The organism is Sulfitobacter delicatus (assembly GCF_900102535.1).
Taxonomy (GTDB): Bacteria; Pseudomonadota; Alphaproteobacteria; order Rhodobacterales; family Rhodobacteraceae; genus Sulfitobacter; species Sulfitobacter delicatus.
Genome location: NZ_FNBP01000007.1, coordinates 14,248 through 35,921, shown reverse-complemented (window position 1 = coordinate 35,921; position 21,674 = coordinate 14,248). Strand labels below are relative to the sequence as shown.

Below are 21,674 nucleotides of genomic sequence, written 5' to 3'. Positions count from 1 at the left end.
TCGCACAAAATGGATCGCAGATCGGGGCCCTTCGTAGACCCTTGCAATGAAAAAGTGTCAAACCGGTGAAAGGTATCTACTACCGGGATGACATCTTTTTTTCCAAAACCAACCGATTTCTTCCAAAAATTCCGAACCGGACTCACTTCCCTCCTGAACAAAACAGGAAGATCGTGATGACTTTGACAAATCGAAAACTGCCAGCCCGTGATAACTCAGGTCGGTTCTGCAGTTCCGGCGCCTATCGCGTGGATCACGCATGCCGCCTAACCGCCTTCACACCTGCATCAGAGACGCGCCGAGTGCTGAGGTCGGCCTTGGAACAGGCGAACAGAACCTTGCGAGAAACATCCGAAGGCGAAGGTGTGGCGTGCGCTGTCATCCGAGCCAGCCCCGGAGCCGGGAAAAGCACACTTCAAAGACAGCTTATGGCCGAGCGTGCAGCTGCTGGGCAACTTGAAGCCTTTGCATTTCATGTCCCAACACGGGATCTGGCTGCGGAAGCAGCCATCGAGGCGTCAGAACAAGGCCTTCTCGCCCAAGCAATCAGGGGCAGATCCGCGCCACTTCCTAATGGGAATGGTCTCATGTGCGCAAAAGCCGATCTGGTCGAACAGGCAAGCCGGATTGGTTTGTCCGTAAGGGAACACTTCTGCGAGACCAAAGACGATAGCGGATCCGTCCGACGGTGCCCGCACTTCGACAGGTGTGCCTTTCTTGAACAGTTCAAATCTGAGGCAACCTGCCACTTCCTTGCGACTGCTTATCTGGGGCTACCTAACCCCGGCAATGTAGTCCCAGACCTGCGTGTCGTAGACGAGACCTTCTGGCGAGAGTCACTGATGATAAGTGATATTGATGTGGTCGCCTTCAAGGAAGCACGTGCGTTCTTAACTATCTTCGATGGCGAAATGCACATGAAACTTAGAGCCGCCGCGAAACACGTTGTTCGTTGTCTGGAGGACGGAGGGCCATTGTCAGACTTGCCGTATACGGAGAAGGACTACGCGGCCTTCGCCCAAGTCGAATGGAAAGGTCAGCTTACTGCAAAAGGCATCTTGCCCGACCAAGATATTTTCACCCAGAAGAGCAAGCTGGCAGTAGCGACCCAACAGTATCGATCTGCCTCCCGCTTTGCTGCGGTGTGGAACGTTCTACGGGAGGCTCGGCGAGCTGGTCTCCCTGGGTGTGAACGGCTCCGCCTCTTGTCAACGAACAAGTCAGAAGTGATCCGAGTCCTGCTCAAACGCCCACTCCGCCACCAAGAGCCGATGTTGATCCTCGATTCCGACGCAGACACCGAGATTCTGAAGGCGCTTGGTTGCGATATCCGAAACGAACATCAGCTAACACTTCGGCCCAATGCCCACGTGGTGCAGGTCCACGATCATCAAATGTCGATGAACTCGCTGCTTAATAGCAAGAGTAATCGCGACGGATGCAGGATGTTGATAGCGAAGGAGGTGCTTCGCGACAGGCTCGATAGAAACGCCGGGGTGCTTGTTGGAGCGCCGAAGTCAGTCGTTCGGGCGATGTTCGAGGATGCAGGTTATGACTTTGGATCGATGAACAAGGACGAGGTCACTGAGACAATGCTGACGACAAAGCTGCATGGTGCCCGATGGCTCTGGTTTGGCAGTAGATCATTGGGTTCTAATCTCTATAAAGACTGCGCGTCAGTTATCGTTCTTGGACGACAAGAGCTACCGGTGTCGGCCCTTGAGGACCAAGGTCGCGCGCTTTGGGGTGATACTGAAGGTGAGCCACTGAATTTCGTGACACCGGACGTGAAAGGTGCGCAATGGTTGCCCTATGTCGAAGCGCAATACGAAATGGCCGACGGGTCCAGAATGGCAGTCGAAGTCCCTTGCCATCCGGACCCCCGGATCCGCAGGCTGCAGTTCCAGTCCCGCGAGCTCGCCACCCGGCAGTTGGTAGAGCGGCTTAGGTTGGCGCATGCCCCTTACCGCAAACGTGTCATTCTGACCTGCAACATCCCCATCCCAGGCTTACCCATAAATGAATTGGTTTCTTGGGAGGCCTTGGTTGGTTGTCGTGTCGAAGCCGCAATCAGTATGTCTTTAGTAGAGCAAGGAGAGGTCGCCTTCGATTATAAGAGCATTGCTGCGGGGGCGCCGACTATATTTGCAACTGTAGAAGCAGTCTCTGGATACCTCAAAAGAAACAAACTGATATCCAGCCGAATTAAAAGTCTGAAGAAACTCGCGAAACCTTTCGGAGGCACATTGAAGATCGAGAATTGCTCACTTGATGCGCGACACGCGAAAATGGCCTTTACCATCGAAGATCTGCTATCCCAAGATTAGTGGCTGAGCCCCTGCTCTAAAGTCCGTGCTGATGGTTCGATTCAGCTTAACTTGATATCGACTTCGACGCCAACCTCATGCTGACGCTCATCGCAAATCGCATTCAGCTCGGAGTCTTCATCTTCATCATCGCGTAACCAAAGGGCCCGCATATCGGACATTGTTGTGCCGGTGATCCGCGCTGCTCCATGAGGTTCGTGGCCAGCGTCGCGCAGGCACAGTGCATCGTGCTGGGCTTTAGTAATCAGTCGCGCCATAAAATCCTCCTCCGACGGGCCGATCATGCTATGTTTGGCAATATAGCACATATGGCGCGGACCGTGGCCGCCTCGCGAAGTGGAGAGCATTATGACGACTCAACCTGATGAAGCGGACCCAAAGTGGATTGATTGGTTTGCTGAGAAAATGGGTCAAGCCAGCCCTGAGGAAGAAGCGTTCTGGGAACGACGCAGGCGCCTTGGTCTTGGCGTGGGTCTCGATGAGAATGGAAACCTCGTCTATGGAGAGAATGCACTTCCAGACAAAGTTTATGCTGGACAGAACTTCGTCTAAAAAGGGTAGTGTTGGTAGGGTTGAATCGAAATTGCCGCCCCTGAAAAGGGACGGCAGACGCAGCTTGGAAAACGGAGTTTATTTCTGCGGTGACTTGTTGCCGGAATTTGACGGGCTTTTCGAACCTGGCTGATCCGATTGGCTCTTTTTAGGCTGAGGTTTCTGAGTCGGCATTTACGTTACTCACATTTGCGGGACGCGGCACCACGCCGGCCCTGCCGTGATCATCGCTCCGAACGTGAATTTCGCAAAGGTCGTTTCCTGCCTTCGATGTCGCCTTTGGCTTACTCTGCGAAGTTTAGCCGATCGCCAGAAGCCGGGGCCAACGATAAAGTAGATACGAAAATACATTCGTATTTTCCACTAAGCTTACATTTCACCCAAGGGCATCAGTCCGCATGCAAAGCTGCCTGAACCCTCTCATCCCAACCCAGAAAGAACTTGTCGCCATCACGGATTACCGGGCGAGCCATTACCTTGGGTTGGGCGGCGATCTGCGCCTCGGCTTCCGAATTCTTTAACCAGTCATTGAGCGCGCGGTAGTCATTCGACTTGCGGTCCACGAGCCGATCCCCGAATTCATCGATCAGATTCGACAATTCTGCTTCGCTCAACGGCTCCGCCCGAACATCGCGCAAAGAAACATCAACGCCTCTCGCTTCTAATGCTTTGCGGGCCTTCTGGCACATTGCGCAAGTCTGCAAACCGTAGATCACCATGTCGTATTCCCCTCTGGCGTCGATCCCGTAACCTCGTGCATTGATGCGTCTAATACAACCATTCAAGCGGTGATGGGCGCGGCTTAACTGGCGCGCGCGACCAGTTCTGAGGCGTCGCAACCTGTGCGCTTGTCTGAAGGAAAGCTTGCAACAAAGCGTTTCCAACGCCATTCAGTCGGGAATGACCAATTCATCAGATCAGTCTGCAGTCTCACTGACCACTCTCGGCTGGTCCGCGTTTTTCGATGAGCAGTTGGAGCCCGGCGACGCTGAGCTTGTTCCGATGCGGATCGCAACCGTCCATCGGGACCGGGTCACTGCGATGTCCGAACTTGGCCCGGTGGGGCTGAAACTTTCGGCTCAGACAAATACGACGGACTTCGCCGTTGGGGACTGGGTTCTGGTGGCCCGCGAGGACCGCTTGCTGGTCCGGCGGCTCAATAGACGGATGCAGTTACAGCGCAAAGCCGAAGGCCGGCGGCAAGCACAGCTTATTGCAGCGAACATTGACACGCTCTTTATCGTCACATCCTGTAATGAAGACTTCAATCCGGCACGACTGGAGCGGTATCTGGCCCTCGCAAACGAGGCTGGGGCGGTTCCGGTGATTGTCCTAACAAAGATAGACCAGACACCTGATCCCGCACCCTACTTTAAGCAGGCACAAGCCCTTCAACTTGGGTTGGATGTCGTAATGCTAAATGCGAAAGCACCGAACGCAGCACTGACATTGGCGCGTTGGTGCGGTCCGGGGCAGACCGTCGCCCTTGTGGGATCGTCCGGCGTCGGAAAATCGACCTTGCTGAATACGCTGTCGGAGAAGTCATCCGAGAATGCACAGCCAACAGGGCCCATTCGCGCGGCCGACGCGAAGGGGCGTCACACAACCACGTCGCGTTCGCTCCATGCAATTGCCGGCGGCGGCTGGGTGATCGACACGCCCGGGATGCGAACGCTACATGTCAGCGAGGTCTCAGCCGGGCTAAATACTCTGTTTGCGGAGATTGTTGTGCTTGCGTCCCACTGTCGCTTCCGGGATTGCACACATGTCCATGAACCCGGCTGCGCGGTTCAGGGTGCGGCCGCGGATGGGACACTCGATCCGGCACGCCTTGACCGATGGCGCAAGCTGACGGAGGAAAACCTCAGCAATACCCCCATCCAGTCCGGGGCCCGCGGTAACAAAACCACGAGAACTCCTGGCAAACGCCGGTAACAAACTTTCGGCTTTCAGCCCCCATTAAGTGAATGGCGGATACGTAATCAGAACGGACGATAGATGACCAAATCGAACCCGAGCGTCCGGGTAAAATTTGCGCAGCTTGCCTATCTCGCCTACTCTTGTCGCAGCTATTTCGGCAGAGGTGTGAGATTATGAAGATCGACTTCTGGTTCTCAATTGGAAGCACTTACAGCTATCTCACCGTCATGCGACTTGCCGAGGTTGCAGAAACGTCAGGGGTCGAATTTAGATGGCGTCCGTTTAATGTGCGTTACGTGATGATCGAACAGAACAACATACCTTTTAAGGACAAACCCGTTAAGTCAGCCTATATGTGGCGCGACATAGAGCGCCGTGCAAAGCGATATAGCCTCACACCGCAGCTTCCGGCTCCCTACCCGCTGCCGGGTCTTGCTCTGGCCAACCAGATAGCCATCGTCGGTCTCGAGAACGGCTGGATGGAAGATTACGTTCGCGCGACTTATCGTCGCTGGTTCGAAAGCGGTGAGGCGCCCGGCGAGGAACCAAACATATCGTCAAGCCTGACGGAAATCGGATGCGATCCACGCGAGGTCTTGGCCGCCGCCCAAACGCAGCAAGCCGCAGATGATCTGCAAACGGCCACTGATGAGGCAATGACCCTCGGTGTCTTCGGGTCACCTACTTTTGCGGTAGGGCAAGAGTTGTTCTGGGGTGATGATCGTTTAGAGGATGCTATCCACTGGGCGAAGGATAATGCAAGCTGAGCGAATGTCGACTTCCGTCGCTTTGAGGCGACCTACGCGAACGGCCCGAAGCCGACATTCATGTGGTTTGCGGCGAAAGTCCGGTTCGCGCGAAGACTACCGCTTGCAGTATGGTTTCATATAGGCGGTAGCCAGCAACGGATATCGCGCCTCGGGACTCTTGCTACACGCGCTTGAACTTATAGATTTGCCTCAAGCAACTCCAAGGCGGCCCTCTCCCCAATAGCAAGGGCGCCTTCGATTAGACCGGGGCTGAGCTTCGAGGCCTCGGACACGGCAAAGCGAACGCGACCCTCAAGATGCGGTTGCCTCAGAGAGGCAGGACCGATGTCAGGATGAGTTGCTTGTTGCGAGGTATCCAGCGCAGACACGATCCAATGGTTCATTGCCCAGTCTTGGATCGCCAGTTCAAGAGGATGCGCCGCAGCATCTCCGAAGCAATCCGAAAGCTGGTCCAAGATTGCCCGCCTGAGCCGCTCTGGATTTGCTCTTCGTTGTTCCGGAGGCCAGTTGACGAAGCCGAACAGCGCGGCAGGAGTGTGGTCTACGCCCGTGTGGTCATGGACTTCGGCAAGCGGTCCGATACGACTGACGACCCTGCCGGAGAGCCCGTCGTCTCGCCAAAAGGGTTTCTCATAAATAGCGACTGCTTTGGCGTGAGTGCTCATCCACGTTGGCATCCTCCGCATGTCATCAATCAAGGCAGATGACGCCCATGGAAGACGTATTGTTGTGGCCGTGATACGAAGTGGAACCGAGATAATCACCTTTTGCGCGGTGATGATCTCGCTTGAACTAAGATGGACGGCGATGTGATCTGGCCCATGTTCAGACACCTCGGTTACCTGAGCTGACCTTCGGATATTGTCGTGGCCGACGCGATTGGCAAGGGTGCCGACCAATGTTGTTAGTCCGCCTGCAATGCGAACCATACCATTTTGCCCGGGCAAAGGTTGGCGCAGCGGCGCAGGCCCGTATCCGACGATGACAGCGTTACCCTCGTTAAATTGCTCAAAGGTTGCCGCACCAAGATCTTCGAGCCAGCGCGTGACCACAGGCTGGTGCCTCGGCCAAACCCAGGTCGGGCCAAGATCGGCAATTGCAAGATTGCTGGCCGGATCTCGAAGCGGGCGAATACGGCCACCAATCTGGGCATCTGCCTCGAGTATCCGCACACTGGCGCCTGCTGCGCGCAGAACTGCGGCAGCCGTTAGTCCGGACAGGCCTGCACCAATAATGACTACGTCCATCATTTCACCTCGACGTTATTAACATAGTTCGAAACGTCTCCATTTCACGAGCAAGACAAGGAGCCACAAGGGCGATCAATACGCCTTTGCTGAGCACCTTCGCGGGTTAACCCGTGGGAAAACTCCGACTGATGTCGAGTAGAGATGTTAGACTTCTCATAAGAGAAGCTATCTTTAGAGAACCGCAGCGCTTCGAGAAAACAGAATGGTAATCGCAATGCACAGACGCAGGTTCCTCCAATATTCCACTGTAGCTATCGCCGCGCCCGCGCTGGTGGGACGCGCCTTGGCACAAACAGGGGCCAGTGCGACGCTGCCAATCCCGCCGCTGATGGATGTCGGTGAGGATGCCGGCAACCTGTTGGAAGCCGTCACGGGGAGGCACCGTTTTGCAGAGAACTTCGAGGCCGAGACACTGGGATGGTCACGGGATCATTTGGGGCCGACCCTGCGCATGCGGCGCGGCCGAACAGCGCGCCTGACAGCCCGAAACCGCCTCGACAGCCCGATAACCGCGCATTGGCATGGTTTGCACGTTCCCGGCTGGCAAGATGGCGGTCCACAGTCTTTGATTGCTCCGGGCCAAGAGCTTGAGCAGAGGCTGGACATCGATCAGCCCGCAGGCACTTTCTGGTATCACTCACACCCGCATGGCCGCACCGGCTATCAAGTTTATCGCGGTCTCGCTGGCATGCTTCTGATCGAGGATGACGATAAGGCTTCGAATAACCTTCCGTTAAACTATGGCGTCGATGACATCCCCCTCATCATTCAGGACAAGTCTTTCAGTAGCAGGGGGACGCTGGAATACGACGATGACGGCATGGCCGCGATGCAGGGCTTCAGGGGCGACAGGATCGCCGTGAACGGCGCATTAGCGCCCAAGGCCCGGGTCCCGCAGGGGCTTGTGCGGTTCCGGCTGCTGAACGCCTCTAACTCAAGAGTTTACGCTCTGCGTTTCAATGACAACCGCAGCTTCCATCAGATCGGCAGCGATGCCGGTCTCCTGCCAGCCCCCGTGGAACGCAGAAAACTTCAGCTCGCACCAGCCGAGCGGGCGGAGATCGTCGTCGACTTCTCGGAGGGAGCTGCCGCGCGGCTGGTCTCTGAGGACGTCCCCCTCGAAATGATGGGCGGTATGATGGGAGGAGGCATGATGAGCGGTATGATGGGAGGTAGCTCTGGCCCCGCAACCCGAGAAGGCGTCTTTCGCGTTCTCGATATCGAAGTTGACCGCAGCCGAACGGGCGCGATCACGGCACTTCCGCAGGAGCTACTTGGCGCGCACCTTCCGACATTCGACGAACCGGTCCGGCGGCGACGCTTCCAGCTTAACATGATGATGGGCATGGGGATGATGCGGGGAATATTCGGCGGTCGTCCTAAGCTCGGAATCAATGGAAAAACCTATGACATGGATCGCATCGACCAACAGGTGCGTCTGGGCGAAACCGAAGTATGGCAGATCACCGCCGACATGATGTCTCATCCGTTCCACGTCCACGGCACTTCGTTCCAAGTGCTGAGCCAGAATGGGAGGCCCGTCGAGTTCGGCGAGATCGGGATGAAAGATGTGGTCTGGGTGGAGAACAGCGCTGAAATCCTCGTCAGGTTTGACAAGCCGGCGATCGCGGATGCGCCGTTTATGTATCACTGCCATATTCTGGAGCATGAGGATTCAGGCATGATGGGACAGTTTACCGTCGGGTGACGATCGAACAACCGCAATCGCAACTCCCGTTGACCAGCGCTCCCAGAAAGCGGTCGAGAGCCTTTAGCTGCAAGCCATTTGGACGGAAAACTGGCCTTTTGTGCTGTTGAAAATAAGGCCCGAAAGACGACGATAAGGATCTGTGAAAATGCGCATCGCTAAATCTATTGGTAGCAAGCAGGGCCAACTCACTTGGCCAAACCAACAAATCCTCCATCTTTCCATTCGACATCGTGAAGGAGTGATGCATTCATGGGGCTTTTGATTGGTCTCTTTTTGGCGGCATTGACCGGGGTTTATCACCATGTGGGTCTGCGGCTACTCGACCGGTTGACTGGAAAAGATAAAAGGCAGCCAAATGTCACCCTCATGGGCATTTTCTTCGGTCTTCTGGTTCTCCATACCTCTGAAATTCTCGGCTGGGCTTACGCTTACAGCGCTATACACAGCCACGGAGGCCTGGGAGATCTCAGCGGCAATTTCGATGGGAGCTGGCAGGACTACGTTTATTACTCTGGCATCAACTATATCACGCTGGGTTACACCCAAATAGACAGCTCAGGCGATCTGAGACTTGTCAGTATGATGGAGGCACTCTTGGGCTTCATGATCATTACTTGGAGCGCTACTTTCATCTATTCAGCTTGGCAGAAAGCGTTCCGCTAACCAATATCCAGAGCCAGACAGATCGGCCCTCGAGGCTAACAGATTCACAGCAGCAACAGGGCCGTGATCATGTGCCATTGGGGTGCCCTATAGTCCTTGAGGATCAAAACGCGGCGCGCACCGCGTTTTGATGTCGTATCAGCGTCTTCAAAAGACACTTCGCCTACAGGCCCAGCCAGCTTCGTTTCAAGCAGTATCAGCAGCAGCCCGAGCGTTTTTCGGCGCGTGAAACCTTCTGCACCAGTTCTGCTGTTTCTTTGCCGTCGGCTTCCAGCGCTACATCGGCCTGAGCGACGATCCCGCAGCATTTCCCAGTGCCGTCGGTCACCACCGCACGCCGCACCTGCTTCTCTTCCATCTTGTTGCAGCAACTCTCAATATCTTCGTCGGGAGACGCGGTCAGCACGTCTTTCGACATAACGTCAGACACCCGCGTATCGGCGCCTTTTCCCTGCGCGACCGCGCCGCAGCAGATGTCTCGGTCCGTCACGATGCCAACCGGCTCACCGGCGTCATTCACCACCGGAATAGAACCGACCGACTTGTCATCCATCAGCTTCGCTGCCTCCTGAACCGAGGCGTCGGGGCCGCAGCAGGTGGGGTTGCTCGTCATGATTTCTTGAACTTGCATGATCTTACTCCTTGATTGGGTAACAGGATCAAAACCCAAAGGCCGACATGCAAGTTCCAGAGGGCACGACGCCAAGCAACTCTCAGCGCATAGCCCTATGCAGCGTCATAGCTTGAGAACACCTCGCTGCTGCCATCACGGGCAATCAGATAGACGTCATAGGCGTCGCGCTCACTCTCCGGCCCCATTCCCGGCGAACCATAGGGCATCCCCGGCACGGCAAGGCCGATGGCATCCGGGCGCTCGGCCAGCAGTTTGCGGATGTCGGCGGGCGGGACGTGGCCTTCGATCATATAGCCCTCGATCTTTCCGGTGTGACAAGAGGCCATTTTCTCCGGGATGCCGTTGTCTTGCTTGTATTTGATCAAGAGCGTTCCGATGCTGCGTCTGGTCGTCACGGCGAACCCCTCGCTCTCAAGAATCTCGATCCACGCCAAACAGCAGCCGCAGTTGGGGTCTTTCATCACGTGGATGGCAGGTTTTTCTTCGGCCCAGGCGGCAAATGGTGCGGCCGCGGCAAAGCTTGCGGAACAGGCCAGCAGGCTGCGTCGTGTGAGGGTCATGTGAAATCCTTCCAAAGGTTCAGACTGTCGTTTCGTGGTTGCATGGGTTGTAGGGCATCGGCTCGGCCAACCGCTCGGCAGTGGTTGGCCGAAAAAACAGCAGCCGGAGGGCGTATTGCGGCTTCGCTGGTGTGGATGTGGGCTGTAGAAGGGCAGCGGCCTGATCTTTGGGATGCTGCCGGGGCGGCCTCTGCATTCTTGGCGCAGCGGTGATTATTCTCGCGCCCCGCGCCGGATAGGCTGCTGACCCTTCTGAAAGGACCTGCAGCCCGAGTGTTTAGCTCGCGTCTTTGAATTCGTCGTATTCGCCGCGCACCTGAACGGTTACAGTCACCTCAGTCTTGTCACGGTTGCGCCGGGACCAACCATGCTGACCCGCGAAACCGGCCCAAACCGGACGTTGAACCCTTACAAAGCCAAAGTCCGGTTCGGGTAAAACTCACAACGGTTGCGCGGTCTGAGCTTTGTTCTGTCTTGCGTTCATAACAACCGCGCCGTTCGGAACTCTCTTTCGCTGGCTGAGCGCGCCGCGACAAAGCTTATGCTTGTGTTATTCCGCAGGCTGAGCAGTGAGGAGGTCATTCGGCGCCTGTGCGCCAGCGCCAAAGCGCAGAACGATAACACCAAATAGAAGCATGTTGGCCACGAGCGCTATGGAGCCGATCTGAGCAAGCAGTTCGCCTTGACCGAGAAGCACCTGAACAATGCCTGGGACCACCACAACCACCGACAAGACAGACAGTGCAAAGTGCGACCTGCCTAAGTTGGACGCAGCTGCGGTTGGCGTGAGCGCATAGTATGCTCCCCAAATGCCCATGGCTACGAAGCCTAAAAGGTTCAAATGGCCGTGCGCGGGGGCGAGTAGATAATCGTGGCTTGCGGACATTACTATTCCCCAGACCATCCCGCAGAGCGCAAAGACGGTTGCTGCCAAGAAAAATTTTGTAGCCAGTTTCATATTTCTATCCTCTTTCTAATTCTTTCCCAAATTGAGGCAGATCAAATGGCATGAGGTAAGCCTAAACCTCTTGCTGCGTTTGCCGGCCCCGCAGATCGTTTCTGCGAACCTTCGCGCTCCACCGGGTTAGACCGCGCGATTTGAGCATCAGGAACAAACCTACCTACCAGTGGTAAGTAAGCTATAGAGGCGTCGTTGTTCGGTCAAGAAAAAGAGTTATAAGCTGCCTCCATGAGAGATCAGAAGAGCTCAAAAAGAAGCGCAATCTGCGCTAAAGGGGCAGTCGGCAGTGCCTGAGAGGAAGGAGCGACATTCTAAAAAATATGGTGAGATGTCGCTTCAGCGTGCAAAGCTTGGCGTGTTCAGCCGTGTAAGCTGGTTTCCATGAAGACGAGGCTATCTTGCAATGCAACTGGGGCTTTGTAGTAGGGCTGAATATGCCGAAACCCCAATCGCTCATACATCTGCACCGCTTCTCTTTGCTGCCAGCCGGTGTCGAGACGCATTGTTTGGTAGCCTAACTCTTTTGCCTCCATCATCACGCGGCGCGCCAAGAGCGTTCCGACCCCTGCCCCTTGAGCGCGCTGCGTGACGAACATCCGCCGCATTTCTGCGATCCCATCCCCAAGGTCTCGCAAGGCAACGCAGCCCAAGGGGTCGGCGCCCCGGTGGGCGATCAACAACCGCCCCTGTGGGGGCGCGTAATCTCCCGGCAAGTTTTCCACTTCCTCCCAGAAGCCTGCATGATCGAAATACTTCTCGATTAACTCTTGGAACTGAGCGTAGCGCGCATGATGCCATTCAAGATATTCTCCCATGAGTGCTCGGACGGCATTTAGGTCCTCACCGGTGGCAGCACGCGTGATTGTAATGTCGTCACGTGTCATAGCGCCCCCTTTCTAAACTGAGGCTGTAAGCCTCGTTACCAGCGCCGCAATCAAAGCTTCTTCAGAATGCTTCAGCGGATCTTTTATGCTATCCGCGAGCCCGAACATTAAAATTAGTCCCAAAACGGCAGAGTGAATGGATGTGGCATGCTGACGGGCCTGCAAGGGGTCGAGCTCAAGGCAATTGGCCAAGGACCCATACATCCGGTCCGTGGTTGTATGGATCCGATCGAGGACCTCTCCCTCTAAGGGGGTCTGCATCTCTGCTTTCAATGTCTGAGGGGCCAGATACATCATTCTAAAGCGATCAAGATCGCTCAGGTGAAAGGCTGCCAAGGCCTTCACGAAAGCAGAAATTGCAGCACTCGGCGTGCTTGTGTCCCCAATAGCGGCCATGGCGACATCCGCCTCCGCGGCCAACCAAGAGACAAGCATTGCAGCAAGCAGATCTTGCTTCGAGGGATACCAATACAACACCGCTTGCTTACTGACCCCCAGCGAGCGTGCGATCGTGTCAAAAGAGACCGCTCCAAACCCGCCTGTTGCCAAAAGCTCCTGCGCGGCCTGGAGGATTTTCTTATCGGTCTTCATCAAAAACTCCCAAAAAAGTTGACCTTCGTCCGACGTCAGACTACAAACTTACCAATGGTAAGTAAATCGCTATGTGATCGGCAGCCTTGAAGCCGAATGGGGGATGAGATGGAATTTGTCGGTTTTGAGAATCCGGTGTTTGCAACATATGCTATTGCCGCCTCGCTGATGGCACTCAAGGTCATGGGGCAAGGATGGATGACCGTTTACCGAATGCTCAAGAGCAATTCTGGCCTCGCCAGTCCGGAAGACCTTCAAGTTGGCCTCATCAACAAAAACCCGGACCCGTCTCAACTGGAGCTCAATGACTATGTGGATCGCTCCCGGCGCATGCACCGTAATGACCTCGAAAACATCCCTGCATTCTGGATCGCAGGGCTGCTGTTTGTGCTTGCTGATCCGTCGCTCTTAATCACACAGCTGCTGATGTATGGGTTTGTCGTCGCCCGAGCAGCCCATTTCGTCGCTTATGCAACGCGGCAATCTCATGAAGTGCGAGCGACCTTCTACACCATCGGATCGCTTATCGTGATCTATATGAGCTTACATGCGCTCTTTGTTCTACTGACGTAGGCAGGCTCGACGGAAATCTCAATCAATGTCCTGCAGCCCGCAAACTTTTGATCGACCATCGCGCGACAAAATGTCGGGTGGTAAACGGCGACTCTCACCCTCTTCTCGGGGTGGAGCCAGGCGCTCCCGGCCCTTTGCTGCCGTTCATGCACGTGCTCGATACTGGAAAGCAGTTAGCTTGGAGCGGACCTTCGGACAGGCGCGCAGCATTTTGACGAGGTCTGCTTTGCCGAAGAAACTGCCGTCCAGTCTACAGGCGGCAATGAGCGCTCGCGGCCCTTCGGCGACATCCGTGCCGGGCGCAACTTAGGACGAGGCTGGCGCAAGGGTAACTATGGCATTCAGCGCACCGCATAACGCACAGCGCCAGACCGAAGTGGCAGCGAACCATCATCCTCGCCATCGACAGTAAGCCTTTGCTCTATCTTCGCGCGCGGCATGATGGATATGTCGTGCAAGCGCCAATGTAGATTCAGAAGTTTAGCCTCGGCGGAATCTATCATTTCAGCAGAAAGACAGTTCTCGTGAGCAACAACATAGATTGTGCCAGTTAAAAAGCGCCCCTCCTCCCGCAAACGAAGCCGACTTTCGCTCACCCATGGGAGCGCCTCAAAGGTCTTCTGAACCTTGCCAATCAAAGGATCAAACTCCTTGTCGTCAATCGTTCGCGGCATCTCGTCGCTGAGGTCACGGATCGCAGCCCCTGTGTGCTTGAAACCATCGTGAAGCACATCGAGCGCGATCACGATGGCCGCGACCGCATCGGCCCACCACCAGCCCATGCCGATCCCAAGGATGCCCACAATGCCAGCAAGGCCCGTCATCCAGTCAGCCTTATTCATCATGGCATCTGCGTAGAGCGTCTTGTCATGCAACATTTGGGCCGGCTTTATCTTCATGTGCCCGAAAATGACCGGCATCACGACGCTATAGGCCAGCGCACCGATCATCACCCAACCAAACCAAATGGTTGCCCCGAAGAGTTCGACACTGCCGATCGTCGGGTGCTCTTGCTTAATCAAAGCAATAGACGAGTCGACTATGAGAAAAATCCCGACGCCTCCAAGAGCTACTGCACTGATCAAATAGGCAATTGATGTAACGCGGATGTATCCAAGAGGGAAACGCCGGTTCGGCTTCCACCCCTCAATCCAGGAGCCGACCAAAAACGCGATAGGTGGGACAAAGCTGAGTAAGTCTTCGATCCATGCAGTCTTCATTGCTTGACTGCTGCCCACCGCGAAGTAAATCGCGGTCACGATAGTCGCTAAGACTACAATCCAAATACCTTCCAGCCAGCGTGCGCGTCGCAGCGCCTTCTTCTGCTCTTCGGGCATAGTGCGGATCGACCGGCTCATCGCACGATCTCGCGCAGTCTTGCTCCGATATCTTCTGTTTCGCGCCGGAGGAACCGCTCAAGGCGCATAAGCCAAGCGCTTTCCCCCTGTCGCACGGCCATCACATGTTCTGCCCGATGCAGCTCAATATTCGTTGGAAGAAGGCCTTTTGTTTCGAGAAGCCAGCGTGGGCCTGCGGCGTAGTCAACGGCATCGGACCACGCTTCAACCGGAATTCCGCCCCTATTTTCGACAATCTTCGTCAGGGGTAGGTCCTGCGGCACATAGACCTTCCGGCCCTCCAGATCATCCGAGCCAGCAGTTGCTGGCCGAGCGCCAACATCGAAAAATTCCTCGAAATAAACGAAGCTTGGTGCCGCGCCCGCAACCGGGGTCACGTCCTTGCGGTCGAAGCCGCCGATGGCGAGGTCGATGTTGCCACGCTCCAGCCCCTCAAGCGCCGAGAATGCGCCGAGACGCTTCCAATCGATCGCGACTTCCAGTTCGTCAGCGAATGCGCGCACCAGATCAACCTCTATGCCTTGCGGCGGCCCTTCACCGTGAAAGGTTACCCATGGTGGATTGTCCGCGAATGCTACGGTCATTTCCCTGTCGGCAAGAACGGTCTCTAAGGTTTTTTCTGGATCGCGGGGGAAACGTATGTCGTCGCAGGCTATCAACAGGCTGCATACCACAAGTATCGCTACAACCCTTGAATAGAGCAAGCTGGCTCTGATCGCGGCGCCATTCAAAGCACCTGTCCGTGGCTGCGAGCTACAACTGTTTGCCTCAATGACGTTCCTCACGACCTGCTCCGCTCAGGACCAACAGCAAGTCAACTAATTGCCATGCAAGACGTTCCTTGCAGCATGGTAATACAGGGCTCGGCAGGCAGGGTAGCAAAAGTGTTTTCATACGGGGCGGAGAGATCGGGCCTTTGGTATTCGCCGGATATCCCAATTCCTACCGCGCAGCGGGCGATTAGGTAGGATGAGGATCGAGTGCGAGTTTGCAGCTCGGCCAAGATTTTTCTTAGCCACCGGTCCTGACCTGCCGTTCGCTTCGTGGCCGAGCGCTGCGGCGCAGCTTCACCAGACCGGCCACTCGTTCATCTTGCAGCATTTCGTCGAGCAGATGCCGGTAGGCTGGGAACCCCGGAAAGGGCTTGAGAGTTTTCCTGCGGAGGAACTCAACACATGTGTAAAGCGCCGTGGCTAAAATACGCCTTGCTTCTGGGGGTCGCGCTCGGCGGCTTCTTCGATGGCATTCTCCTGCACCAGATCTTGCAATGGCACCACCTGCTAAGCTTGATCCCTGCCGTGACCGACCTGCGCACGCAAGTGCTCTGGGACGGCTATTTCCACCTTTTCATGTATGTCCTTACCATGGTGGGCCTCTGGGGTCTGTGGCGAGCCAGACGGCGTCAAGAGGATATCGCCGGGCGGCCACTGCTTGGCGCAATAACGGCGGGGTTCGGCATCTGGCACATGCTCGACGGTGTGCTCTCGCACTGGCTACTCGGTATCCACCGGATTAAGATCGACAGCGAAGCCCCCCTTTTGTGGGACATCGGCTGGTTTCTTGTCTTCGGCCTGCTTCCGGCCTTGGTGGGATGGTATCTCTTGAACCGTGACGGCGGCAGTGGCTCGGCGCTGCGGCGCACGACGGCTACGCTGGTAGGGCTGACGCTCCTGAGCGCCGGTAGTGGTGGCTGGGCACTGCTACCGCCCGCTGACAACCCTTTTACCACCGTGGTGTTCCGTAAGGGCGCAACGCCAAGCCAGGTGGGAGAGGCGCTGAGTGCGGTCCAGGCGCGCATGGTCTGGTCCACCCCCGACATGGGCGTGGTCGTGGTGGACATGCCTGCATTGCAGCGCTGGAAGCTCTACCAGCGAGGTGCCCTTCTGGTGGGCGGAACCGGCGTTCCTGCCGGGTGTTTCAACTGGAGCACGGCGAAGGTCTGAAGGGGCTGTCGACCTGCGCGAAAAGGGAACCTCGGCCATGGGGTCATTCCACTACCTGATCGGGCAGGACACGCCGCATATCGCCTGGTGGCAGATGAGCGTCCGCGCGACGATCATCTTCGTCTACCCCATCCTACTTTACCCGGTGGCACCACGTCGGTCATCGCTATTGCTTTCTTGCAAAGAAGTCATCGGACATGACAGTTCCCAAACGAACCCCTTCGGCGAATAGTCTAAGCTGACCTCTCCCGACATAGTCGAGGCAGCCATCTTCTGAAGAACCGTGGTGCCGAACCCCTTTCGTTCAGGCGGGGCCACGGGCGGCCCACCACATTCGCGCCAGATTATATGGAAACTCTCATTTTCAACTGCCCAAGAGATGTCAACTTGACCATCCTCATTGCTGAGACTGCCGTATTTCCCCGCATTGGTTGCCAATTCATGCACGGCCATTCCGAGGGCTTGCGCCGCGGCAGGGGGCAGCAGAATGGGCGGCCCTGACAGATGGACCCGATCGGCAACGGCTTCAAAATGCGTCAGTTGCCCTGCCACAAGGTCAGAAAGAGCCACGCGCGTCCATTCGTTGTGAACCAGAATATCTTGGTTTGCCGCGAGCGCCTGCAGACGCTCGTTAAGCTTGTCGAGGAAATTGTCCGAGGAATGTTTCGCCGTCTGACGGGCAATCACTTGGACCAAGGCAAGAAGGTTCTTGCTTCGGTGGTTGACCTCACGCATCAGCAGCTGTCGCAGCGCCTCTGAACGTTTTCGTTCGGTGATGTCTTGGATCACTTTGATCAGGTAGGCGATGGTGCCGTCCTCGTGGCGGACACAGCTGACCGTCGTATGCCCCCAGACCGCCTTCTCCGCCTTATCCAAGTAGCGCTTTTCTTGCTCGTATTCATCCATGCCATCGGCCGTCAGCTTGGCCCATGCTACTTCGATCAAGGCCCGATCATCTGGATGGGTGAACTCCTCAATCCCATGCCCTTCCATCTCCTTTACATCGCGACCAAGCATACGTGCGAGGCTATCATTCACTCGCAACAGTTTCCCATCTGGGCCAACGATACTCATGCCGACACCAGCGTTCTCGAACGTAGCCTTGAACCTCCGCTCGGCCGCTTCGATTGCGTGGGTGCGTTCGGCGACGCGTTCTTCGAGGCGATCATTAGCCAACGCCAGATCTTCGAGCGCCTGTTTCTGCTGACGAGCAACCCCTGCGACAATCAGGCCGATGGTGGCCGCGACAAGGATTAGCGCTTTCAGTTTGCTCTGAAGGGCAACTAAATCGGCGATCGAAAGAGGCAAATGCTCAAAATTCTGCGCGTGGACCGCGATGGCGATGGTCAACACGAGCACAGCAAAGCTGGCTCCGCGGAACTCAAAGCGGAGCGCCGCCCAGATTATTGGCATCGGGAGGATGAAAGCATAGGTGGCGCCCCTCGACAGAACCCAGGCGCTCAGTAGTGAGAGAACGACTGCGATGGCAGCGGCCTCAATGAATTTCATGGGTTGAGGCCAAGCCTTTTCATTCCATGCGTTCATGAATGAGACAACCAACGGGGTGGCGATCAGAATCCCGGTCGCGTCACCCAACCACCAAAGCGGCCAAGTTGTTGTAAATGGGTTCTTCCCGACGAAGGCATCAATTGCGCTTCCCAAAGTGGCGCTAACTCCTGGCGCGAGCAGCACGCAGATAACGAGAAATTTCAAGACGTGAGACAGCCGATCGAAGCGGAAGCTTATGCGACTGTTCGTTCGCAAGAGTGAGGCGGCAAGGACTACGGCCATCGCGTTCGCCGCTATATACGCGAGCGCCCAGCCTACCGGATTGTGAAACCAGATTGCGTTTCCGGTCAGTTCACCCAAGGCAGCAAACCCAACCCACCATGGCCAAATTTGTTTCGGCTGGGTCAAAAGTATCGCTAAGAGGACCCCGTTGGGCGGCCATACGACAATCGGAATATCCGGTATGGCCAGCACCCACCGGCCAAATGCCATTGAAGCAACGTAGACTACATAGAAAACAAGTAGCTTTGCGCTGGCAGGTTTGCCCGAGGACACATTCATGGCTCGCGATGCTTCAGTTGGAAGCGGTTGCGCGGTCGGGGTTTCGGTTCCGGGTGGCATGCGGTCTGTTATTTCCAAGTCAAGCGAGAACCATAATATGTGATCTGCACGCAAACCAAAGCGCAAAATTGCCGCGCACATGTCCCACTGTAGGAACTCTACCGTATACGAGTTGTTATTATAATATTTCTACCTCAGGTTAGTGCGTATGTTTACCTGAAATTTATGGCCGCTGGATGAAGCTGGTTTATTTACTCATGATCACCTGCATGGCGACCACCTTATCTGTCTACTTTTACTTTTCGGGCGAAGCTGGCTACACCCAAGTGCAATCGGCTCTGCACAAGGTGCCTAACTTAATATTCGGGTCCAATTAAGGTCATAGTTCGCTGAGATTCTTGTTATCGACCCCTCTTGGTCGAAAGCCAATAGAGACCGCCCACGTCAGCACACCCCCAGACCGAGCAGGAGAAACAGTAGCCGTCGCAATTCTAAGAAATCTCTAATGGGGACAAGCAGTGCCACACCCATAACCGAAATTGCCAAAGTCAATCGCGCGGCCTCTTTTCGGAGCGCATGCGGTGCCTCTATCCTTCGAGCCGAAGCGAGCCAACGCTAAGCGGGCCGCGGCGATCCCAAACCTGAACGTCAGTAAAGGCCGGGACAACTGTAGCTTTTGCAAGAGCCTCGAGGTGAGGCTTAGCATCACTACCGTTAGCGTAGATACCGCCATCGACAAATAGCTGCTGCAAATTATTTCACCGTTCCCCGAGCCGGTGGCTGTCGCTATAACCCCCTCCGGCCTCGTGGTCTTCACCGACATACGGGAGAGGGGGCGCAGAGGTTGCGCCTCTGCGCCATGCAGGCGCTTTAGCCGCCTGCGGTTTCCATCCAGGAACGGTGACGTCGTTCGTCGGCCAGACCCTGTTCGATCACGGGGCGCAGCTCGGCATCGGCCACGGCGTTGTCGAGGGCTTGCTGGTAGGCGGCGACGGTGTCGTCCTCGTTTGACTTCATTGCCTTGAGGATCGCATCGTCCCCGGCGATATCCGCCAGCGCTACCTTTCCGGTTGTTAGCCACTGCTTCATGTCTCCCTCCATGGGCTTCTCGACACCCAGGCTGTCAGCAATTCGGCCAAGTTCCTGGACATGGGCTTCATGGTCCCGGCGGAAGCTCTCGATCTGCTGGCGATATTCCGCGCTGTCGAGGCGCTCGATGGTCGTGTCATAGGCCGCGATGGCGTCGTGCTCCAGAATGAGCAAGTTCCTGACGAGGTCGGTGGCGTTGTCCTCGGTTCCAACGGTTGTCGGCATGGTCGGTCTCCTTGCGCGGTTAATTCTGCTGTTCGGTCTTGGCGCCTGGATACGGTCGGGCTTTGCCGTCCTGTCGGTCACCGACATAACAACGCGCATTTATAATTAGGGTTCCATCCATCTGCTTTGTTCAGCGATAGAGTGTCGGGCCAAGCTCCGGATGTGTCGATAAGCGGACATCTTCGCCCCGCGCAGCGAAGGTCCGCTCCCCGCCGATTCTGTTCTCTAATCCGTCAATGCGGGTTTCCTAATATCACATTGTGATGTCAGAGGTTGCCTTTGTTCTCTTCGAACTCTTGGGTTCATAATGGGGTTGGCTGGGTGTGGGTCGGCAAGGTGGAAACCGCAATCATACCGTTGGTCTTGGTTGTTGCTACAGAATCGACGCCGTGTCTCACGCCCTCCCTCGGGCATCGTCCCAGATGGGAACTTTGATATTGGAATCCTCGTGATTATCTCTCTGGTAATCCTTATGCGAACTGGAATTCGGTTTGGTCGCGCATCATCGCGTGCAGGACGATAGCGAGTCGTCTGGCCAGCGCCACACGCGCCTTCCTCATGGTTGAGCGCGCACCAATCGCAAGCGCCCATTCCTTCAATTTAAGCGGGCCAGCATACCTCGTCAGCATGACATTGGCCGCCTCGTACAGGAGCGTTCGGACTCTGGTATCACCGCGTTTCGAGATGCTGCCGACATAGTCTACTTCTCCGGACTGATGCCGCCTTGGGACAAGCCCAAGGTACGGCCCGACATCGCGCGATCGTCGGAACCTCGACGGATCATCTACTGCGGCCGCAAAAGCCAGCGCCGTGATCGGCCCGACACCTGGGACGGTCATAAGACGTGAGCAGGTTTTGGATTTACGGGCCATCTTTTTAACATCGGCATCAATTGCAGCAACTGCCGCCAATATTGCTTCACGCGCCGCAAACAATCCGTTCAATGCAGCATGAAGACCTGGAACCCCAGTACTCACTTTCAGAGCGGCATCTTTGAACGCAGGCGACAGTGCCCGTGGCAACCGTACACCAAATACGACCACCAGCCCACGGATCTGATTGTCGATCGTCACGCGTTGCCCGACCAGTTTCTTGCGTGCTGCGATCAGTGACCGTATCGCATGAGCAGACAGCGATTTGACATGGGTAGGTTTGTAGAACCCGGTCCGCGCCAGATGGGCCAGGCCGCGCGCGTCATTGCGATCTGACTTGTGACCGGCCAGTGATTTGAGGGCCTGATAGGCTTGCCTGCTTTCAATGCACTGGACTGGAATGCCGCGTTCAGTAAGTCCATGGTATAGCATCGGTGCCATCCTGCCGGTCTCAAACACAACGCCTGCACAAGTTGGACCGGCCGCGAGAAAATCACTAATCGCATCTGGCGAGGAACGCGCCTTACCTTCTCGGATTAAGGTGCCATCACGATCCAGCACACAAATATGCGTCTCTTCCATCGAGACATCCAAACCAGCAAAATATTCCATCTATCTGCTCCTCCAATTGGTTGCCGGTACAGTCTACCAGCTGATTTGCAGTGCCGGATTCAGATTACACCATGTGGAAAAACAGCGTGTTGCTTGCGCAAAAAGCTGC

At 55.9% G+C, this 21,674-nt stretch carries 21 protein-coding genes and 1 pseudogene; 9 read left to right on the top strand and 13 right to left on the bottom strand.

Annotated elements, in window-relative coordinates:
* Positions 1-65: 65 nt before the first annotated feature.
* Positions 66-2,327, top strand: a complete 2,262-nt coding sequence (locus BLS57_RS12585) for a hypothetical protein (RefSeq protein WP_139186639.1) — start codon at positions 66-68, stop codon at positions 2,325-2,327.
* A gap of 41 nt (positions 2,328-2,368) precedes the next feature.
* Here BLS57_RS12585 and BLS57_RS12580 read toward each other — a convergent pair whose 3' ends face one another.
* A complete protein-coding gene (locus tag BLS57_RS12580) occupies positions 2,369-2,584 on the bottom strand; it encodes a hypothetical protein (RefSeq protein WP_139186638.1) in 216 nt (71 codons plus the stop codon).
* Positions 2,585-2,675: 91 nt separating this feature from the next.
* Between BLS57_RS12580 and BLS57_RS12575 the strand changes: the two genes are divergently transcribed.
* On the top strand, positions 2,676-2,879 hold the full coding sequence (locus tag BLS57_RS12575; RefSeq protein ID WP_093742843.1) for a hypothetical protein: 204 nt from the start codon (positions 2,676-2,678) through the stop codon (positions 2,877-2,879).
* 389 nt (positions 2,880-3,268) lie between these two features.
* Here the strand turns inward: BLS57_RS12575 and BLS57_RS12570 are convergent, their stop codons facing one another.
* A complete protein-coding gene (locus BLS57_RS12570) occupies positions 3,269-3,598 on the bottom strand; it encodes an arsenate reductase family protein (protein WP_093742841.1) in 330 nt (109 codons plus the stop codon).
* Between the two features lie 181 nt (positions 3,599-3,779).
* Here BLS57_RS12570 and rsgA point away from each other — a divergent pair, with 181 nt between their 5' ends.
* A complete protein-coding gene (rsgA, locus tag BLS57_RS12565; protein WP_093743121.1) occupies positions 3,780-4,814 on the top strand; it encodes a ribosome small subunit-dependent GTPase A in 1,035 nt (344 codons plus the stop codon).
* Between the two features lie 158 nt (positions 4,815-4,972).
* On the top strand, positions 4,973-5,566 hold the full coding sequence (locus BLS57_RS12560; protein WP_093742839.1) for a 2-hydroxychromene-2-carboxylate isomerase: 594 nt from the start codon (positions 4,973-4,975) through the stop codon (positions 5,564-5,566).
* A 179-nt stretch (positions 5,567-5,745) separates the two neighbouring features.
* On the opposite strand, the gene BLS57_RS12555 is transcribed toward BLS57_RS12560, so the two are convergent.
* Positions 5,746-6,819 (bottom strand): flavin monoamine oxidase family protein, encoded by a 1,074-nt coding sequence (locus BLS57_RS12555; RefSeq protein ID WP_244153683.1) that lies wholly within the window; start codon positions 6,817-6,819, stop codon positions 5,746-5,748.
* A 202-nt stretch (positions 6,820-7,021) separates the two neighbouring features.
* Here BLS57_RS12555 and BLS57_RS12550 point away from each other — a divergent pair, with 202 nt between their 5' ends.
* Positions 7,022-8,527 carry a multicopper oxidase family protein gene (locus BLS57_RS12550; RefSeq protein WP_244153682.1) on the top strand — a complete coding sequence of 502 codons (1,506 nt, stop codon included), beginning with the start codon at positions 7,022-7,024 and terminating at the stop codon, positions 8,525-8,527.
* 252 nt (positions 8,528-8,779) lie between these two features.
* Positions 8,780-9,193: an ion channel gene (locus BLS57_RS12545; protein WP_093742837.1), complete on the top strand. Its 414-nt coding sequence runs from the start codon at positions 8,780-8,782 to the stop codon at positions 9,191-9,193.
* A gap of 196 nt (positions 9,194-9,389) precedes the next feature.
* Here BLS57_RS12545 and BLS57_RS12540 read toward each other — a convergent pair whose 3' ends face one another.
* Complete coding sequence (locus tag BLS57_RS12540; RefSeq protein ID WP_093742835.1) at positions 9,390-9,824, bottom strand: CBS domain-containing protein; 435 nt, start codon at positions 9,822-9,824, stop codon at positions 9,390-9,392.
* A gap of 95 nt (positions 9,825-9,919) precedes the next feature.
* Entirely contained in the window at positions 9,920-10,387 is a 468-nt protein-coding gene (locus BLS57_RS12535; RefSeq protein ID WP_093742833.1) for a DUF411 domain-containing protein, read from the bottom strand.
* A gap of 114 nt (positions 10,388-10,501) precedes the next feature.
* Between BLS57_RS12535 and BLS57_RS20145 the strand changes: the two are divergent.
* Positions 10,502-10,626 (top strand): annotated as a pseudogene (locus tag BLS57_RS20145) (YnfA family protein); the annotation flags it as partial.
* A gap of 311 nt (positions 10,627-10,937) precedes the next feature.
* On the opposite strand, the gene BLS57_RS12520 reads toward BLS57_RS20145, so the two are convergent.
* The 3 genes from BLS57_RS12520 to BLS57_RS12510 all read right to left on the bottom strand — a co-directional run bounded on the left by BLS57_RS12520 (position 10,938) and on the right by BLS57_RS12510 (position 12,823).
* Positions 10,938-11,345, bottom strand: a complete 408-nt coding sequence (locus BLS57_RS12520; RefSeq protein ID WP_093742831.1) for a hypothetical protein — start codon at positions 11,343-11,345, stop codon at positions 10,938-10,940.
* 362 nt (positions 11,346-11,707) lie between these two features.
* A complete protein-coding gene (locus BLS57_RS12515; RefSeq protein ID WP_093742829.1) occupies positions 11,708-12,232 on the bottom strand; it encodes a GNAT family N-acetyltransferase in 525 nt (174 codons plus the stop codon).
* A 12-nt stretch (positions 12,233-12,244) separates the two neighbouring features.
* A complete protein-coding gene (locus BLS57_RS12510; protein WP_093742827.1) occupies positions 12,245-12,823 on the bottom strand; it encodes a TetR/AcrR family transcriptional regulator in 579 nt (192 codons plus the stop codon).
* Between the two features lie 108 nt (positions 12,824-12,931).
* Here BLS57_RS12510 and BLS57_RS12505 point away from each other — a divergent pair, with 108 nt between their 5' ends.
* Positions 12,932-13,396, top strand: coding sequence for an MAPEG family protein (locus BLS57_RS12505; RefSeq protein ID WP_093742825.1), 465 nt, complete (start codon positions 12,932-12,934; stop codon positions 13,394-13,396).
* A gap of 341 nt (positions 13,397-13,737) precedes the next feature.
* Here BLS57_RS12505 and BLS57_RS12500 read toward each other — a convergent pair whose 3' ends face one another.
* Together BLS57_RS12500 and BLS57_RS12495 are read right to left on the bottom strand one after the other, a co-directional pair.
* Positions 13,738-14,754 (bottom strand): cation efflux transmembrane domain-containing protein, encoded by a 1,017-nt coding sequence (locus BLS57_RS12500; protein ID WP_093742823.1) that lies wholly within the window; start codon positions 14,752-14,754, stop codon positions 13,738-13,740.
* Positions 14,751-15,485 (bottom strand): transporter substrate-binding domain-containing protein, encoded by a 735-nt coding sequence (locus BLS57_RS12495; RefSeq protein ID WP_139186637.1) that lies wholly within the window; start codon positions 15,483-15,485, stop codon positions 14,751-14,753. The genes BLS57_RS12500 and BLS57_RS12495 overlap by 4 nt, the downstream gene beginning before the upstream one ends.
* A 444-nt stretch (positions 15,486-15,929) precedes the next feature.
* Between BLS57_RS12495 and BLS57_RS12490 the strand changes: the two genes are divergently transcribed.
* On the top strand, positions 15,930-16,697 hold the full coding sequence (locus BLS57_RS12490) for a DUF2243 domain-containing protein (protein WP_093742819.1): 768 nt from the start codon (positions 15,930-15,932) through the stop codon (positions 16,695-16,697).
* Between the two features lie 138 nt (positions 16,698-16,835).
* Here the strand turns inward: BLS57_RS12490 and BLS57_RS12485 are convergent, their stop codons facing one another.
* From BLS57_RS12485 to BLS57_RS12475, 3 genes are all read right to left on the bottom strand, one after another.
* Positions 16,836-18,767: an MASE1 domain-containing protein gene (locus BLS57_RS12485; protein ID WP_167356428.1), complete on the bottom strand. Its 1,932-nt coding sequence runs from the start codon at positions 18,765-18,767 to the stop codon at positions 16,836-16,838.
* An 870-nt stretch (positions 18,768-19,637) separates the two neighbouring features.
* The gene (locus BLS57_RS12480) at positions 19,638-20,081 is read right to left on the bottom strand and encodes a DUF892 family protein (RefSeq protein ID WP_093742815.1); all 444 of its coding nucleotides are present in this window, start codon (positions 20,079-20,081) and stop codon (positions 19,638-19,640) included.
* A gap of 470 nt (positions 20,082-20,551) precedes the next feature.
* Positions 20,552-21,565 (bottom strand): IS110 family RNA-guided transposase, encoded by a 1,014-nt coding sequence (locus BLS57_RS12475; protein WP_093742813.1) that lies wholly within the window; start codon positions 21,563-21,565, stop codon positions 20,552-20,554.
* Between the last annotated feature and the right edge of the window lie 109 nt (positions 21,566-21,674).

Excerpts from the sequence above, each read along its gene's own strand:
- rsgA (WP_093743121.1), top strand. The coding sequence starts at position 3,780 with ATGACCAATTCATCAGATCAGTCTGCAGTCTCACTGACCACTCTCGGC.
- BLS57_RS12560 (WP_093742839.1), top strand. The coding sequence starts at position 4,973 with ATGAAGATCGACTTCTGGTTCTCAATTGGAAGCACTTACAGCTATCTC.
- BLS57_RS12510 (WP_093742827.1), bottom strand. The coding sequence starts at position 12,823 with ATGAAGACCGATAAGAAAATCCTCCAGGCCGCGCAGGAGCTTTTGGCA.
- BLS57_RS12515 (WP_093742829.1), bottom strand. The coding sequence starts at position 12,232 with ATGACACGTGACGACATTACAATCACGCGTGCTGCCACCGGTGAGGAC.
- BLS57_RS12575 (WP_093742843.1), top strand. The coding sequence starts at position 2,676 with ATGACGACTCAACCTGATGAAGCGGACCCAAAGTGGATTGATTGGTTT.
- BLS57_RS12545 (WP_093742837.1), top strand. The coding sequence starts at position 8,780 with ATGGGGCTTTTGATTGGTCTCTTTTTGGCGGCATTGACCGGGGTTTAT.
- BLS57_RS12485 (WP_167356428.1), bottom strand. The coding sequence starts at position 18,767 with ATGAATGTGTCCTCGGGCAAACCTGCCAGCGCAAAGCTACTTGTTTTC.
- BLS57_RS12500 (WP_093742823.1), bottom strand. The coding sequence starts at position 14,754 with ATGAGCCGGTCGATCCGCACTATGCCCGAAGAGCAGAAGAAGGCGCTG.
- BLS57_RS12505 (WP_093742825.1), top strand. The coding sequence starts at position 12,932 with ATGGAATTTGTCGGTTTTGAGAATCCGGTGTTTGCAACATATGCTATT.
- BLS57_RS12520 (WP_093742831.1), bottom strand. The coding sequence starts at position 11,345 with ATGAAACTGGCTACAAAATTTTTCTTGGCAGCAACCGTCTTTGCGCTC.
- BLS57_RS12555 (WP_244153683.1), bottom strand. The coding sequence starts at position 6,819 with ATGATGGACGTAGTCATTATTGGTGCAGGCCTGTCCGGACTAACGGCT.
- BLS57_RS12480 (WP_093742815.1), bottom strand. The coding sequence starts at position 20,081 with ATGCCGACAACCGTTGGAACCGAGGACAACGCCACCGACCTCGTCAGG.
- BLS57_RS12580 (WP_139186638.1), bottom strand. The coding sequence starts at position 2,584 with ATGGCGCGACTGATTACTAAAGCCCAGCACGATGCACTGTGCCTGCGC.
- BLS57_RS12570 (WP_093742841.1), bottom strand. The coding sequence starts at position 3,598 with ATGGTGATCTACGGTTTGCAGACTTGCGCAATGTGCCAGAAGGCCCGC.
- BLS57_RS12490 (WP_093742819.1), top strand. The coding sequence starts at position 15,930 with ATGTGTAAAGCGCCGTGGCTAAAATACGCCTTGCTTCTGGGGGTCGCG.
- BLS57_RS12475 (WP_093742813.1), bottom strand. The coding sequence starts at position 21,565 with ATGGAATATTTTGCTGGTTTGGATGTCTCGATGGAAGAGACGCATATT.
- BLS57_RS12550 (WP_244153682.1), top strand. The coding sequence starts at position 7,022 with ATGGTAATCGCAATGCACAGACGCAGGTTCCTCCAATATTCCACTGTA.
- BLS57_RS12535 (WP_093742833.1), bottom strand. The coding sequence starts at position 10,387 with ATGACCCTCACACGACGCAGCCTGCTGGCCTGTTCCGCAAGCTTTGCC.
- BLS57_RS12540 (WP_093742835.1), bottom strand. The coding sequence starts at position 9,824 with ATGCAAGTTCAAGAAATCATGACGAGCAACCCCACCTGCTGCGGCCCC.